Source organism: Bacillus sp. FSL H8-0492 (genome assembly GCF_038006145.1).
GTDB lineage: Bacteria > Bacillota > Bacilli > Bacillales > Bacillaceae_G > Bacillus_A > Bacillus_A mycoides.
On the sequence record NZ_JBBOUP010000001.1, the window covers coordinates 4,899,855 to 4,914,610 of the forward strand.

Annotated in this window: 15 protein-coding genes and 1 pseudogene; 7 read left to right on the forward strand and 9 right to left on the reverse strand. The window is 33.6% G+C overall.

Translation table 11 applies throughout. The annotated features are described in order from the left end of the window. Nucleotides 1–122: 122 nt before the first annotated feature. Nucleotides 123–527 (reverse strand): phosphate-starvation-inducible protein PsiE, encoded by a 405-nt coding sequence (gene psiE / locus MHH66_RS25405; RefSeq protein ID WP_002129862.1) that lies wholly within the window; start codon nt 525–527, stop codon nt 123–125. Between the two features lie 116 nt (nt 528–643). Here psiE and MHH66_RS25410 point away from each other — a divergent pair. The 3 genes and pseudogenes from MHH66_RS25410 to MHH66_RS25420 form a co-directional block, all read left to right on the forward strand. Next, nucleotides 644–844, forward strand: a pseudogene (locus MHH66_RS25410) (nitroreductase family protein); the annotation flags it as partial. Nucleotides 845–978: 134 nt separating this feature from the next. Continuing rightward, complete coding sequence (locus tag MHH66_RS25415) at nt 979–1,218, forward strand: DUF896 domain-containing protein (RefSeq protein ID WP_033729536.1); 240 nt, start codon at nt 979–981, stop codon at nt 1,216–1,218. A gap of 434 nt (nt 1,219–1,652) precedes the next feature. Beyond that, entirely contained in the window at nt 1,653–2,210 is a 558-nt protein-coding gene (locus tag MHH66_RS25420) for a cysteine hydrolase family protein (protein WP_033713130.1), read from the forward strand. A gap of 40 nt (nt 2,211–2,250) precedes the next feature. On the opposite strand, the gene MHH66_RS25425 is transcribed toward MHH66_RS25420, so the two are convergent. Continuing rightward, nucleotides 2,251–2,685, reverse strand: coding sequence for an Lrp/AsnC family transcriptional regulator (locus MHH66_RS25425; RefSeq protein WP_002099310.1), 435 nt, complete (start codon nt 2,683–2,685; stop codon nt 2,251–2,253). Nucleotides 2,686–3,114: 429 nt separating this feature from the next. Here MHH66_RS25425 and MHH66_RS25430 point away from each other — a divergent pair, with 429 nt between their 5' ends. Beyond that, a complete protein-coding gene (locus MHH66_RS25430) occupies nt 3,115–4,080 on the forward strand; it encodes a DUF4822 domain-containing protein (RefSeq protein WP_050001471.1) in 966 nt (321 codons plus the stop codon). A gap of 269 nt (nt 4,081–4,349) precedes the next feature. Here the strand turns inward: MHH66_RS25430 and MHH66_RS25435 are convergent, their stop codons facing one another. After that, nucleotides 4,350–4,781 carry an Lrp/AsnC family transcriptional regulator gene (locus tag MHH66_RS25435; protein ID WP_002016035.1) on the reverse strand — a complete coding sequence of 144 codons (432 nt, stop codon included), beginning with the start codon at nt 4,779–4,781 and terminating at the stop codon, nt 4,350–4,352. Nucleotides 4,782–4,948: 167 nt separating this feature from the next. On the opposite strand from MHH66_RS25435, the gene MHH66_RS25440 reads away from it, so the two are divergent. From MHH66_RS25440 to MHH66_RS25450, 3 genes are all read left to right on the forward strand, one after another. After that, nucleotides 4,949–5,530: a beta-class carbonic anhydrase gene (locus MHH66_RS25440; RefSeq protein ID WP_002129867.1), complete on the forward strand. Its 582-nt coding sequence runs from the start codon at nt 4,949–4,951 to the stop codon at nt 5,528–5,530. Nucleotides 5,531–5,561: 31 nt separating this feature from the next. After that, complete coding sequence (cynS, locus tag MHH66_RS25445; RefSeq protein WP_001081567.1) at nt 5,562–6,011, forward strand: cyanase; 450 nt, start codon at nt 5,562–5,564, stop codon at nt 6,009–6,011. A 127-nt stretch (nt 6,012–6,138) separates the two neighbouring features. After that, the gene (locus MHH66_RS25450) at nt 6,139–7,419 is read left to right on the forward strand and encodes a purine/pyrimidine permease (protein ID WP_078184806.1); all 1,281 of its coding nucleotides are present in this window, start codon (nt 6,139–6,141) and stop codon (nt 7,417–7,419) included. Between the two features lie 51 nt (nt 7,420–7,470). On the opposite strand, the gene alo is transcribed toward MHH66_RS25450, so the two are convergent. The 6 genes from alo to MHH66_RS25480 all read right to left on the reverse strand — a co-directional run bounded on the left by alo (nt 7,471) and on the right by MHH66_RS25480 (nt 14,597). Then, nucleotides 7,471–9,000: an anthrolysin O/cereolysin O family cholesterol-dependent cytolysin Alo gene (gene alo, locus MHH66_RS25455; protein WP_078184807.1), complete on the reverse strand. Its 1,530-nt coding sequence runs from the start codon at nt 8,998–9,000 to the stop codon at nt 7,471–7,473. Between the two features lie 577 nt (nt 9,001–9,577). Further along, complete coding sequence (locus tag MHH66_RS25460; protein WP_002139178.1) at nt 9,578–10,330, reverse strand: iron ABC transporter ATP-binding protein; 753 nt, start codon at nt 10,328–10,330, stop codon at nt 9,578–9,580. After that, nucleotides 10,327–11,391, reverse strand: coding sequence for an iron chelate uptake ABC transporter family permease subunit (locus MHH66_RS25465; protein ID WP_000631242.1), 1,065 nt, complete (start codon nt 11,389–11,391; stop codon nt 10,327–10,329). Before MHH66_RS25465 ends, MHH66_RS25460 begins: the two co-directional genes overlap by 4 nt. Continuing rightward, nucleotides 11,388–12,404, reverse strand: coding sequence for an ABC transporter permease (locus MHH66_RS25470; protein WP_063218056.1), 1,017 nt, complete (start codon nt 12,402–12,404; stop codon nt 11,388–11,390). Before MHH66_RS25470 ends, MHH66_RS25465 begins: the two co-directional genes overlap by 4 nt. Before the next feature lie 19 nt (nt 12,405–12,423). Continuing rightward, on the reverse strand, nt 12,424–13,437 hold the full coding sequence (locus MHH66_RS25475) for a siderophore ABC transporter substrate-binding protein (protein ID WP_063218055.1): 1,014 nt from the start codon (nt 13,435–13,437) through the stop codon (nt 12,424–12,426). Between the two features lie 482 nt (nt 13,438–13,919). Then, on the reverse strand, nt 13,920–14,597 hold the full coding sequence (locus tag MHH66_RS25480) for a response regulator transcription factor (protein WP_078184808.1): 678 nt from the start codon (nt 14,595–14,597) through the stop codon (nt 13,920–13,922). Nucleotides 14,598–14,756: the final 159 nt, after the last annotated feature.

Sequence of the window (14,756 nt, forward strand, 5' to 3'; positions counted from 1 at the left end):
GTAAAATAACCTCTTCACTTAATTTCTCAATTTTTTTCGATTTCAAACGCCCTAATTACATTGTAAACCTTCAAGTAACTTGAAGGTCAAGGTACAAAAAGTAGTGCAAACTTATGTCTGCACTACTCTTTTCTCAAATCTCTCATATTCGATATGTATAAAGCAATAACTAAAACAAGAATGGATCCCGCATATAATAACGTCTCCATTGGTTCCTCATGAGACACAATAATTAAACGAATTAACGCCGTAATTCCGATATAAATAAAATAACGTAACGGAAAATGATAATTCGACTTAAAATACTTAATAATTAATGCGATGAACTCGAAGTATAGGAAATAGACGATGATACTCTCAACTAATTTATAAGATGTATACTTCTTCGCAGAAAATATGTATTGAATAAAAGTAATTGTTTCGTTAATTAAAAAAATCGATAAAACAATGGATAATATGATTAATGCTATATTTAATATCCACTGTAAAACGCTAGCTATATAATGATCGATATTAAATGACTTCATTTTCTCTTTTAGCTCCCCTTCGTGTAAGTACTTATTCATTATAGCAAAATTATACTTACAGAACTGTTAAATCATATATGATCGTCCTCTTTCACGATTACTTCACCATTCGGATATTTATGCTTGCTGCAAAAGCGAGAGGATACGATACAGTCCCAATGCTTGGCTATAACGTTGAAGAATTCCGCAAAGCATTTAACGTTCCAGAAAACTTAACTGACGTCTTAATGATTGCATTAGGCAAAGCAAAAGAGCCAGGATTCCCATCAGTTCGATTAACTGTAGATGAAGTAACGTCTTGGAATGGCGAGTTTTAATCACAGTGTTTATCGTACTTTAGGAATAAAAGTACGATAAACACTATTAACGAAACTATGATGGTAGCAACCATAATCATAATGCAAAACTACAATCTAATCGAATAATACAAAAAAGAAAGGCGGAGAAAACAATGCTTGAAGTTTTAAATCGAATTAATGAATTAGCTAAAAAACAAAAAGAAGAAAGTTTAACAAAAACAGAATTAAATGAGCGCACAGAATTACGCGAGGAGTATCTTCAAATTATTCGCGGTCAAATCAACACCACTGTTACAGGATTAAAAATATTAGATCCTTTAGGAAATGACGTGACTCCTGAAAAATTAAAAGAGCAACAAAAGCTATCACTAAACACAGATAACAACGCATGAAAATACCCAGCTCCTTTGTTACTTAATGATTCATCTAATAGTACGTTTGCTTAGATGCATCATTAAGTTAATATCTACTTCCCCATCCACTTTCTGTTTCTAAATCAAAAAACCACAAACAAATTGTCCCCATCTTTTCTTTGCATCCTTTAGCTTTTTCACAATGAAACCATATACGTCAAAACCTTTTCATGACGTTATTACTTCCACATAGTTGCAATTTATATAATAACGGTACAGTACAAATAACTTGCTGTATAAAGTGAAACTTTAATCAGTAGTGGTTTTCTTCATCACCCACTGATTATTAGTTGAACCAATCGGGCTTTTACGGGCAGTTGATCCCCCATCTAACTTCTTTGCTTTCGCTGAATTTTGAAGTGGTGGTCTTACTGCCCGTTAATGCGGGATAAATAATTGTGGGGGGATTAATGATGAACGAAGCGTTACTATTAGTCGACATACAAAATGATTACTTTGAAGGCGGCAATATGGAATTACATCAACCTGAAAAAGCCGCACAAAAAGCGAAAGAAGTCTTGAAAGTATTTCGTGAAAAACATAAAACAGTTATTCACGTACAACATATTGCGAACAATGAAGGAGCTACTTTCTTCTTACCTGAAACAGTAGGTGCTCAAATTCATGATGATGTACAGCCAATTGCTAACGAAAGAGTCATACAAAAACATCACCCTAACAGTTTTTTAAGAACCAATTTATTTGAAACATTAAAGAAAGAAAAAATAGATCAACTAGTCATTTGCGGTATGATGACTCATGTATGTATTGATGCAACAGTACGTGCTGCCAGTGATTTAGGATTTCAATGTGTTGTAATTGAAGATGCTTGTACAACAAGAGATTTAGAATTTCAAGGAAATCTGATCCCCGCAGTACACGCTCATCAATCGTTCATGAGTTCGTTAGAGTTTGGTGATATTTATGCGAAAATCATGTCGGCAAACTGTTTTATAAACAAGAGCAAATAAAGAATTACAGTTCCATATAAAAAAAGAAAGAATAAATCTCTTATTCTTTCTTTTTTTCGATTGTCTTAATGACAGTATTTATACGATAATCACCATAATGTAAAACATCTGCAAGAGTCTCTTCTAATTGCTGGTGCGAAGATGTGTGAAGAATCATGATATAACACCCATCGCCACTTATACGATACATTTCAGTAATTAAGTCCGTTTTTTCAAAAAAAGTTTGAATTTGATTATGATAATGTGGTGCATGCAGAAATAGTGTAACAAACGTCATAATAGACCCTTCTAACTTAGCCCTGTCGATATCTATCGTATATTTTTGAATGACACCCGCCTCTTCTAATTTATTAATTCGTTTCCCAACAGCCTGGCCAGTCAAATGTACTATCTCTCCAATTTCCTTCCAGTTCATTCTAGCGTTTTCTTGTAGTAACTTTATAATTTTAAAATCTGTTGAATCAAACATGGACATCCCCTTCCTATAGGAATCACCTTCTATAAGATCATCATTTCCCCTACAATTCATCTTAAAAACTTTTACAATACACTCGATTAACTCTATTAAGAATTACATTACTGTTAACAGCTTTCCTTCTTCCTTTACTATGTATTTTTCGATTACTCGTAGGTATCAGAAAAAAATTGATAAGCGTTCGAAAGGGCCATCCAGTAAGCCAGCGATTGTTTTTTATAAATATGAAAATTTTTTAGGAATTAGTTTATCTTTTTTTAATGATTTATTTAGAGGGAGTTTATACTCGGGGATTAACATGATAAACGTAGTAACTAAGTTCGTTGCTCCCACCTGAATCTTTTCATATAACAAAAATTTAAAAGGACGAACTGCTACTATAATCGCAAACCGTACTAACTAAAATCATACAATAAGGAGACGATAAAAATGAATAAAAAAACAAAAGTACTATCATCCATACTGCTAGGATTCACATTAGCATTAACAGGTTGCGCTGGCACGAAAGCTGAAGAAAATCATAGTAAACAAAAACAAGAACAAGCTGCGAAAGATACTAAAAAGGAAAATAAGTTAACTAAAGGGAAAAAAATGGCTAATATTCTTAGCGAGACAAATTGGCAAGGTACAAGAGTGTATGACAAAGATAAAAATGACTTAACGAAAGAAAATGCAAACTTCATTGGTCTTGCAAAATATGATGCGAAGTCAGGAAGATATGAATTTTTTGATGCTAAGACTGGTGCAAGCCGTGGCGATAAAGGAACTTTCTTTGTCACAAATGATGGGAAGAAAAGAATATTAATTTCAGAATCAATGAAGTATCAAGCTGTTGTTGACATGACAAAGCTAAATAAAAATGTATTTACCTATAAAAGAATGGGGAAAGATGCTAACGGTAAAGATGTAGAAGTTTTCGTTGAACATGTTCCATATAAAGAAAAAGAGCTTTCTTTCACGGATCCGGATAAGCAGCTAAACTCTACTACAGGTGATATCGTTAAAAACGTGGATGGAGATAAAATTTTAGGCGGAACCCTTTGGCATGGAACAAAGGTATTAGATGAAGCCGGTAATGATGTAACGCAGTTTAATTCGAATTTTATAAGTCTAGCAAAATTTGATGACAAGTCTAATAAATACGAGTTCTTCAATAGCGAAACAGGTCAAAGCCGCGGTGATTATGGCTACTTCGATGTTGTACATGAAAATAAAATAAGAGCTCATGTTTCAATTGGAAATAATAAATATGGTGCAGCTCTTGAACTTACTGAACTGAATAATAAGAAATTTACGTATAAAAGAACTGGTAAAGACCAAGCGGGTAAAGACATAACTATATTCGTTGAACATGAGCCTTATAAAGGTGATATAAAACCACAATTTAGCTTTTAAAAACGTTTGATTACAAATCCTGTACTGAGCTGCAGGATTTTTTTAAAGAAAAATCATTTATGATTCCCTTGAAAAAAATTGTCTTATATCCCCCTCAACAATTCAGCACGATTGTTGAATATAATATCTCTCATTTTTTTAACAGCTTTAAAAAGCCTTACTACACATAAATTGTAGTAAGGCTCCGACTATTTAAGATGAAAATTTTATTATCTCTATACAAATAAGGTTTAGCAAATAATGTTACTATAACCTCAAAAAAAAAAATCTTATTTTAACTTTCCTATTGATAAGTTAACACGATAATTCCCATACTTTAATAGTCGCCCCAGAAAGTTATCCAATTCTTCATTAGAAGCAAAATGTGTTTTTAATAAATAACATCCCTCACCACTTATACGGTCTACTTCAGAAATCCCTTCTTCTTTTTGAAAGAAATTCATAAACTCTTGATGATTAGCTGTTGTTACGAATAAAGTAACAAATGCAGTCACTACTTGTCCTAATTTGATTCGGTTTATTGCGATTGTATATTGTTCAATAATCCCTAAATCCTCTAATCTTCGAATTCGATTTCCTACAGCCTGCCCCGTCATATGTATTTTTTGACCAAGTTCTTTCCATTGTATTCTTGAGTTTTCTCCTAATAATTTCAGTATCTCGAAATCTGTTTGATCAATGATATAAACCAATCCTTTCATCGTGAAAGTAGAAAGCCAGAAAGTGTTTCGCCAACTTATTCTGCTTGTCGATACAATTCACTATACTTAGTTTATCCTCTTACATCACATTGTTTATCAGTTATATTTACTTATAACACAGAGGACGCAACAAAAAAATACATCTAGATTTAAAGGAGGTTACAAATATGTTATTACAAGAGATTTTATCGTTCAATGAACAATTTGTAGAAAATAAAGAATACGCTCCTCGTGAAGCGACAAAACTGCCTAAAAAACGTATGGTTGTTGTTTCTTGCATGGACGCTCGTTTAATTGAGCTACTTCCAAAAGCTTTAGATATACACGATGGTGATGCAAAAGTTATCAGAAATGCAGGTGGTAAAATTGCTTCTGCTTTCGATAGTGTTATGCAAAGTGTTGTCGCATCAGTATATGATCTAAATGCAGATGAAATCTTCCTTATCGGACACCAAAGATGTGGTGCGAGCCAAACTAATCCAAAAGGAACACTTCAAAAAATATTAGATCGTGGAGTAGCTTCACCAGAAATTTTATCAGCGATTGAATATGCTGGTGTTGACCTTGAAAAATGGTTATTTGGATTCGATGATGTCAACGGTTCAACTCAGGCTAATGTTGATTTAGTAAGAAATCATCCACTTATTCCAAAAGATGTTCCTGTACATGGTTTAGTTATTGATCCTCACACAGGTAAATTAGACTTAATAGTTGATGGATATAAAGCATTAAATGGTATGAAAAATTAATTATTACTTAAATGAAGGGAAGTTATTAGATATGAATAGACAAGAAGCTACACAAAAAATTATGGAAGCAAAAATTGCAAAAGGTTTAACATGGGAAGAAATTTCAAAAGTAAGTGAAAACTCTGAGACTTGGGTTGTAACAGCGTTATTAGGACAAGCTACAATGACACGTCCAGAAGCAGAAAAAATCGGTAAACTATTAGAATTAGATGAAGAAGTAGTTCAAGCATTAACAGTAGTTCCACTTAGAGGTCAAGTAATGCAAATGCCTCCTACTGACCCAATCTTATATCGATTATATGAAATGATGTTACAATACGCACCGACTCTTAGAGAATTAATCCTAGAAAAAGCTGGCGAAGGTGTAATGAGTGCAATTAACTTCAATCTAGGTGTGGACACACAAGAAGATCCAAAAGGTGGCGACCCTCGTATCGTAATTACACTTAACGGGAAATTCTTACCGTTCCGTACATGGTAATTAATTAAAAATCTATCTATATAATTAAAGTGATTTTATAGATTTATAAAATCCATCCTTTTTAATCTAGCTGTATAGAAAGGATGGATTTTTACTATAAGATTCTTTTTATACAAGGGAGAATAATATGAATAAAAAATACGTCGATACGAGCTTTAGTATTCTACAGTGGTTTGTGTTTTTATTAGCAAATGCAATTGCATTGCCTATCATTATTGGTGGCATCTTCCATTTATCAATAGAAGATATCTCAACATTAATGCAACGAACTTTTTTAGTTGTAGGAGTAAGTTCATTTATACAAGCATGGTTTGGGCATCGATATCCCATAGCGGATGGGCCAGCCGGTTCATGGGTAAGTATATTTGTCATATTGGGACAAGTCGCTATGCATCAGGGACAAAGTGCAAAGGATGTATTACAACTTCTAGAAGGCGGATTAATTATTGCAGGTATATTACTCTTCACGCTTGGTATAACAGGGCTTGTACATCGAACCTTGCGTTTATTTACCCCTTTAGTTACAGGAACTTTTCTTTTAATATTATCTCTTCAGCTTAGTGGTGTGTTACTAAAAGGAATGATGGGATTACAAGGAGCTGTAACTCATCCTGATTATACAACGGCTACTATTGCGCTCTTTGTTTTTGCGCTTATTACTTTCTTATCAATTAAAGGGAAAGGATGGATGAAAAGTTACGCTGTGTTACTTGGAATTTCATGTGGTTGGCTTTTGTATGCTGTATTAGGAAAATCATCTCATCTGCCTTCACACACACCGTTAGTTAAGTTACCAGAGATATTCGCTTGGGGCATGCCTAGGTTCGATATTGGAATGGCTCTAACTGCAACTTTATTTACATTTCTTTTAGTTGCAAATAAAATCGCTGCTATTTCGGCTGTAAAACAAGTGGCTCCGTTATCTAAAGAAAATGAAAAGCAAATACTGAACCGCGGCGTGTGGGCCGGAGGTATATCGCATATTATCTCGTCGTTGTTTTCTACAATTGGAATTGTACCATTACCTGCATCAGCAGGATTTATTCAACTAACAGGACAAAGAAAAGTGAAGTCGTTCCTTATAGCAAGTCTTATATTAGCAGGAATTTCTTTTATTCCTTCAATTGTAAACTTTATATCCTTACTACCAGGTCCTATTGCTAATGCCGCACTTTTAGCAACATTTGTCCAAGTAATAGGCATTTCATTTCAATCCATTTTACGTGAAGAATTAAATCAACGCCGATTAACAATATTAGGCATTTCATTATTAATCAGTTTGGGAATAATGTTTCTTCCAGAAAGTGCATTTAGCGGAATTCCTTCTTCCTTACAATATGTTTTAAGTAATGGATTACTTGTGGGTACCATGCTTGTCATTCTATTGGAACAGTTTTGGAAAGAGTAAAATTTGTGACTAAGTAAAAAAGCGCCCTGCTTACAGGGCGCCTTTTTATACCTAATGACTAATACTAGCAGTTGGGTATAATGTTGTTCCTCCAATTGAAACTTTTATTTCATTTGTTAATGGAACATTTTGTTCATTAATAATTGTTCTCCACCATTCCCATGCAAGACCAGTACATTCTCTTGCTACGATTTTTATATTTTTTGAATTTGGTGGAAGAGGGATAACTGTAGAGTAATGAGCCGTTTTGTCTTTGCCGCTACCATCCCATGTTTTATGTGTTAGTACTTCTTTACCATTTTGATCAAATGTGAATTCATCCCAAGATACATCAAATTGCGCAACGTAAGCACCGTAATGATCCAGTGTCATTTTAGCACTTGAATATTCTGTAGTTGTCGTCTCGATATAATCTGTATTGTTATGAACAGCAGCAGTTGCATTATCTTTTAAAAAAGTACTTGTATATGAAATTGGGTATGCTGGATTTTTAAGACTTAATTCAGCATTATCTTTAATGATATTTCGGATTTCATTGAAATCTTTAGTAACAACCTTGTTATGCTCTTTCGCATCTCCGCCTAATACTACAGCAGTAAAGGTACTTTCTTCAAAAATATCTTTGTACTGTCCATTCGTTTCGACGCTGTTATTCTTAAGTAAGGCTTTAAAAGCAGCTTGTACATCTTTGCTCTTAGATGTTGTTTCTAATTTTACATAAACAGTTCTACCATAAGCTACATTTGAGACCATAACAGGTGGAGCCGAATTACTTACACCTTTACGAGTTAACTCACCAAAAGTAACACTATTATCAAAAAGATCGGATGGATTGTTAGGTAGTTCAGCACTTACGGTATAAAATATTTGCTTATATGCCGCTACCATCACTTTTTTCTCTCCATTTGCAACCGCATTAAAATCAATGTTTAGACTGTTATCAAGATATTTAGCGTTAACGTTAAGGGCACTTGCGATTTGTGATTTACTATAAACCATAGATTCTGTATACTGCATTCTTGCAGGTAACGTATGTGTTTTAGAATACTTTTCATTCCAAGTAGATACTAAATCATCTACTGCTCCAGCCACATTACCATATGTCGGATTTTGGACAGTAATTGTATTTTCTTTTCTCATGCCAGGTAAGTCTATACTAATATTCAAAGGCTTTCTCTTAGCCACTAATAAACTCGGTTGATTGTCTGCAAAAGCTTTATTTGCAAGTTGTACCGCTCCTGGATACGTACGATTCACCACAGAATCAATAATCGAAATATCGACTGGTGAAGTTGTAAGTGATTTTTTCTCGCGTTCCACTACTACAAATTTACCATTTGAATTGATACTTTCTTTCGGAACAAAACTCTCTACCTTATCACCATTTACAGCTAAAACCTCTTGATTATTATATTTAAGATTTGCTATACCAGTATCAATGCCACTAGCATTTTTGGTTACATCAGTTGCATTACCTACTTGTGTTTCTGCGAAGGAAATAGATGAATAATTAATAGTGCATAGACTAACTAATAAACACGCAAGGAACTTTCTTCTTTTAGTGTTTTTCTTAATATTCAGAAAAATAACCCCGTTCTTTTTTTAGTAAGATATGATAATGATTGATAAATGATAGCTAACTAATAAACCTACATAAATGCTTTCAAAAGTTCTTGAATTAACGGGATTACGCCACCTACAAATTTCAAAACTGCCATTGCGATTTCCATATTATTTCCTCCTTTTTTATTGCTACGAAAATGTGATTTATCTTTATGCCCTCATTATAGTGACCCCTTACACTTTTATCAATACACTCTTATATGCAATATTACATACAAAAAAAACAAGCTGAATTCTTATAAAAAGTTATACAGAGATAAATTTTTCATTTGGTAAATACTTGAAAACACGAAGCATTCCTTTGCATTTCATGAGTAATTTACAAGTTTATTGTTGGAAGCATCGCAAGACCAGAAGTAATAAAATACATGCAGGACTGTTACGAGCAGCCAGAAATATTAAGAGTTATCATGGGCAACCGCATTAAAAAAAGCTGCTGCCTATAAAATACAGACAGCAACTTCAACTAGAGTAGCTGGCATGATTTACGCAAGCTACAGTATTTTTTGACATACTCATTTTTTACACTTTGTAACTAATAAACAGCAATTGGCCCATAAGGACCATTGATAATTTCTATTTTTGTTTCAAAAATATCTGTCAAAATTTCCGGGTCCATAACCTCTTCTACTGTTCCAAAAGCAGCAATTTGTCCATCCTTCATAGCACAAATTTTATCCGAATATTTGGCTGCAAAATTTATGTCATGCATAACAGTCAAAATTGTTCTTCCAAATTCATTAGCTGCACGTCTCAAATGCTCCATCATTTGAACAGAACGAGCAACATCAAGGTTATTTAGAGGCTCGTCCAAAAGTACATATTCAGTCTCTTGACACAATACCATCGCTACATATGCCCTTTGTCTTTGACCACCAGAAAGCTCATCTAAATATCTATTCTCTAAATTAGTTAAATCTAGAAAATCGATATATTTAGAAATGATAGCTTCATCCTCTTTAGTTAATCTTCCCTTTGAATAAGGAAAGCGCCCAAATCCAACTAATTGTCTAACAGTAAGCCTAGTTACAAAATGATTTTCTTGTCGCAATATAGTCAAAACTTTTGCTAAGTCTTTTGATTTGGATTCAGAAACATCCATATTTGCTACCTGAATTTGACCTTCATCCATATCTAAGAGTCTTCCAATCATCAAAAGTGTCGTGGATTTTCCAGCGCCATTTGGTCCAATTAAAGAAGTAAAGCCCGCTTTTGGTATTTCAATATCCAAAGGTCCTATTTTTACCTTATCCGTATAGAACTTTTTAACATTATCAATTTTTATCATAAAGCCCTCTTCCTTAAAACTATAGTTAAGAATATGATTCCACCAAATAATTCAATAATAACTGAAACTACACCTTGAGCATGGAATACATGATACATTAAAAAGTATGCGCTCGTCATTATCAAAAATCCTATAGCAAAAGCCATCGGAAAAATGTATCTATGATCATAAGTTGACGCCGCCTGATAACTCAAAGTTGCTACTAAAAAGCCGTAGAACGTAAGTGGTCCAATTAGAGCTGTTGAGATGGACATCAAAATTGCAACTAATACAAGCGTATAAATTACACTAGGTTGATATTTAACTCCAAAAGAAGTAGCAACATCCTTTCCTAGTGACAAAACATTCAAATTCTTAGAATGAGCAAAAATTAATACTGCTACAATTATGATCATAGGAATTACAATAGGAAAATATGCAGGATCTGCATGATTAACAGAACCAAATAATCTTGCTTGTAAAATATCAAATTCTGAAGGCGCAAGTAGTTTTCTCATAAAAGTTGATACAGAATTTAGCCCGGTACCAATAATAATTCCAACTAAAAGCATAAGTTGTAAATTCCCGTATTTACCGGAAAGTAACCATCCATAAAGTATCAAACTCATGAAAACCATAACAACAACTTGGAATAAAAATGATCCAATTCCATTAAAATTTATTAATGCACTAGCACCAAAGAAGAATATTGTACTCGTTTGAATTGCTGAATAAAGTGATTCGAAACCTAAAAGCGAAGGAGTAATAATCTTATTATTCGTAATAGATTGGAAAGCAACTGTCGACAAGCTATGGCAAACTGCAGCAATAATCATTGCAACAATAGCTACTATCCTTCTCTTAACAACTGGGATAAAAGAAGGTGAATCTATCGGAACTGGATTGTTATAAACTAAAAGTCCATATGAAGAAAGGAGACCTAAAGCAATCAATGTTATGAGTAAAATCCAATAACGTCTTGCTTCCTTCTTAGACCGAAAAGCACTAGCTGATCTACTTTCATTATGAAGGCTAGAATCGATTTCGACATTTTCTTTTTTTCTATATTCTAATGTGATCATCGTAGCCTCCTTGGTTTTCTTTGTCTCAATAAAATAGTAATAAACACGACTGCTCCCACTGTTGCAAGTATTAAAGAAACAGGTACTTCAAAAGGCTGTATAATTGTTCGAGAAATGATGTCACAGGTAGTTATTGTCCCCATTCCAATCACACATACCCAAGGTAAATTACTCCTAAGATCATCACCTCTAAACATTGAAACGATATTTGGCACAATTAATCCCAAGAAAGGTAAGTGTCCAATAACAGCTGCAACAATTCCAACTGCAACAGAGATAAGAGCAGTCCCAAAAAGAACAATTCTATTGTAATTAACTCCAAGGCTTGTTGCGACATCTTCTCCTAGTCCAGCTAAAGTCAATCTATTAGCATACATAAAAATAAGAAAAGTAATGATAACAATCAGCCATAAATATTCATATCTTCCCACCTGAACGTTAGCAAATGAACCTACAAACCAAGTTTCAATACTTTGCGTCTTTTGAAAAAGGAGTCCCAAAAAAGTAGACACTGCAGAAATAACTGCTCCAAGCATCAATCCAATAATCGGGACAATTAAAGACGAACGAAGTTTAACTCTTCTTAAAAATAAAAAGAAAATCATAGTTCCTATAAAAGAAAAAATGATTGCACCAGTCATTCTTTGAAGTAAAGTCGGGGCAGGAAACAGTAAATATACAAAAAGCAGGCCTAAGCCTGACCATTCAATAGTCCCCGTTGTAGTAGGTTCAACAAAGCGATTCTGTGTAATGAGTTGCATTACGAGCCCTGCCATCGCCATTGCAGCTCCAGTAAGCATTAATGCAACTGTTCTCGGAACACGAGTGATGAAAAACATCTCCATTCCGTCCTCTTGTCCACGTATATCATAAACTCCAGTAAACAGTGATATAATCCCTAAAATTATAACAACTATAATCGCTATTATAAAAGGTTTTGTCCATAATTTATTGTGATTATAAAACTGGGGTTGAGAAATATTCTCAACCCTAGAAATTATATTTTTTGACACTGCTTCGTACTCCTTTACACTACTTAGCTAAAGTTTTTGCAATATTTCCAAATAACTCTGTATAAGTTTGAATTGATTCATTTGTGTAAGTATCTTCTGGTGCATAAATAACCTGGTTTTTAGAAACAGCAGTTGTGTTTTGAAGAGCAGGTGATTTAGAAATAACATCCTTAGCTGGAGCTGAAGTAGCTGCATCAGATGTTGCAGCATCACGATCTAATACGAAAATCCAATCAGGATTTGTTTGTGCAATAGCTTCAACAGAAACATCATCACCTTTATGACCTGCAGTAGAATTAGCAACTTCTAGTGCTGGAGTCCAACCGAAAATTTCATACATCGGTCCCCAAACGCGACCAGAATGTGGAGCAGCAAAACCAATATTTCCACCAGTAACGATAACACTCATAACTTTATCTTTTCCATTATAAGCAGATTTTGCTTTTTCAATAGATTTATCAAAATCAGCTACTACTTGTTTAGCTTCTTTATCTTTATCGAAGATTTTTCCTAAAGTAATTGTAGAATCTTTAAGTCCTTTTACTAAGTTTTCGCCAGGCTTAGTAGCTTTCTCAGAAACATCAACATTAAGATCAATAACAGCTGCCTTTGGTACTAATTTTTTGATTTCTTCGTAATGACCAGCAAATCTTTGACCAACGATTACAAGTTCAGGATTTGCAGCTGCAATAATTTCAAGATTTGGTTCACGGTGATTTCCGATATTTTGAACTTTTTCATCCTTTACATATGCTGAATCTGCAGGCATTACATCCTTTGGAGCAGCCGCTAATTTAATTCCCCAATCAGATAAAGTTTCAAAAGTTCTGTTATCCAAAGCAACTACATTCTTTGGGTTTACAGGGACTTTAACAGTTCCATGAGCATCAGTGATTTCAACCGTTTTTGGCTTATCACTACTATCACCTTTATTAGCTTTCGAAGTTTCCTTACTTGAATCTGAGCAAGCTACTAACATTAAAGTGAAAATTGCTAGAATACTTACTAATTTTAAAAGCATAGTTTTTTTCATACGTATACTCCTTATAATGTAATTTAGTTCGAAAATGATAACGTCCATAGATTAAATTAGATAGTAACTTTTCTGCATCTAAATTGCTATTGATAATCATTTTCATTTGAATATCCTGTTAATAAGTATAGTCATTAATTATGTGAAAATCTTGTGAATGGTGTGAGTTAATAAAATTAAACATAAATTAGATACAGTCTCATCTAATGCGCACCAGAGTCATCCCCCACACGTACTAATCAATAGATTGGGTACCTTATAAACCATGATTTCTATTGCAAAAAAAATGCCCATTAATAGCTAATTTTTTCATAATCCATTGCCTGATAGCAATCTTCTTTTTATAGGTTCCGTCTTTTAATATTTCACAGAAACTATTTGATTATCAGGTTTAATAGAAAAAACGAGTAAAACTGTATGAAATAGTTTTACTCGTTTTTTCTATTATGACAAACTGTACTTTACCTATTATCTTATTTTTATCATTCAACCATTGAATAGCCTCTGCCATGTATCGTTTGAATATATCTGTCTTTCTTCTCGCACTTTAACTTTTTTCTTACATACCCAATATATAAGTCTACTACATTTGGATTTACTACTACGTTATATCCCCAAACCTGATTCAAAAGCATTTCACGGCTCAATATTGTATTTTTATTCTTGATTAAAAATACAAGTAAATCGTACTCGCGCTTCGTAAGCGAGAGATTTTTACCACCTTTTTTCACAATATCGCTAGATGCATCAACAAAGAGATCTTTAAACTGAAAAAAATTTATCTCATTTTGCTGGATACAGTCAGTTCTCCTTAAAATAGCTTGAACCCTTGCTACTAATTCTTCTTTCACAAATGGTTTTCTAATATAATCATCTGCCCCTGCTTGTAGCCCCGCTATGCAATCCTTGCTAGAAATATTGTCGGTCACAATAATTATCGGTGTTGTTTTAACAAGTCGTATTTGTCTACAAATTTCTGGCCCCGATATACTTAATGAATCCCAATCCAATATGATAATATCCCAATCTTGTTCATATACTATATTTAAACCTTGGTTTTCATTGTGAAGTTTTAAAATGAAATAGCCCTCTTGCGTTAGACCGCTTACGATTTTCTTTGCAAAAGACCGTTCATTCTTAATTACTAACACCTGCTTCACCGATGGTTCACCTCTACTTCAATATAACTTAGTTGGATAAAAAGTTATCCCAAAAAAATAATTTAGGATTTATAAATATTAAATCCCTAAAAAAAGCCATTATAACAGCTTATTAGGAGAACTCTATATAATCTTACAATAGATATGGATAAAAACACA

Excerpts from the sequence above, each read along its gene's own strand:
- MHH66_RS25465 (WP_000631242.1), bottom strand. The coding sequence starts at position 11,391 with ATGATCACATTAGAATATAGAAAAAAAGAAAATGTCGAAATCGATTCT.
- MHH66_RS25435 (WP_002016035.1), bottom strand. The coding sequence starts at position 4,781 with ATGAAAGGATTGGTTTATATCATTGATCAAACAGATTTCGAGATACTG.
- psiE (WP_002129862.1), bottom strand. The coding sequence starts at position 527 with ATGAAGTCATTTAATATCGATCATTATATAGCTAGCGTTTTACAGTGG.
- cynS (WP_001081567.1), top strand. The coding sequence starts at position 5,562 with ATGAATAGACAAGAAGCTACACAAAAAATTATGGAAGCAAAAATTGCA.
- MHH66_RS25430 (WP_050001471.1), top strand. The coding sequence starts at position 3,115 with ATGAATAAAAAAACAAAAGTACTATCATCCATACTGCTAGGATTCACA.
- MHH66_RS25475 (WP_063218055.1), bottom strand. The coding sequence starts at position 13,437 with ATGAAAAAAACTATGCTTTTAAAATTAGTAAGTATTCTAGCAATTTTC.
- MHH66_RS25460 (WP_002139178.1), bottom strand. The coding sequence starts at position 10,330 with ATGATAAAAATTGATAATGTTAAAAAGTTCTATACGGATAAGGTAAAA.
- MHH66_RS25450 (WP_078184806.1), top strand. The coding sequence starts at position 6,139 with ATGAATAAAAAATACGTCGATACGAGCTTTAGTATTCTACAGTGGTTT.
- MHH66_RS25420 (WP_033713130.1), top strand. The coding sequence starts at position 1,653 with ATGAACGAAGCGTTACTATTAGTCGACATACAAAATGATTACTTTGAA.
- MHH66_RS25440 (WP_002129867.1), top strand. The coding sequence starts at position 4,949 with ATGTTATTACAAGAGATTTTATCGTTCAATGAACAATTTGTAGAAAAT.
- MHH66_RS25415 (WP_033729536.1), top strand. The coding sequence starts at position 979 with ATGCTTGAAGTTTTAAATCGAATTAATGAATTAGCTAAAAAACAAAAA.
- MHH66_RS25425 (WP_002099310.1), bottom strand. The coding sequence starts at position 2,685 with ATGTCCATGTTTGATTCAACAGATTTTAAAATTATAAAGTTACTACAA.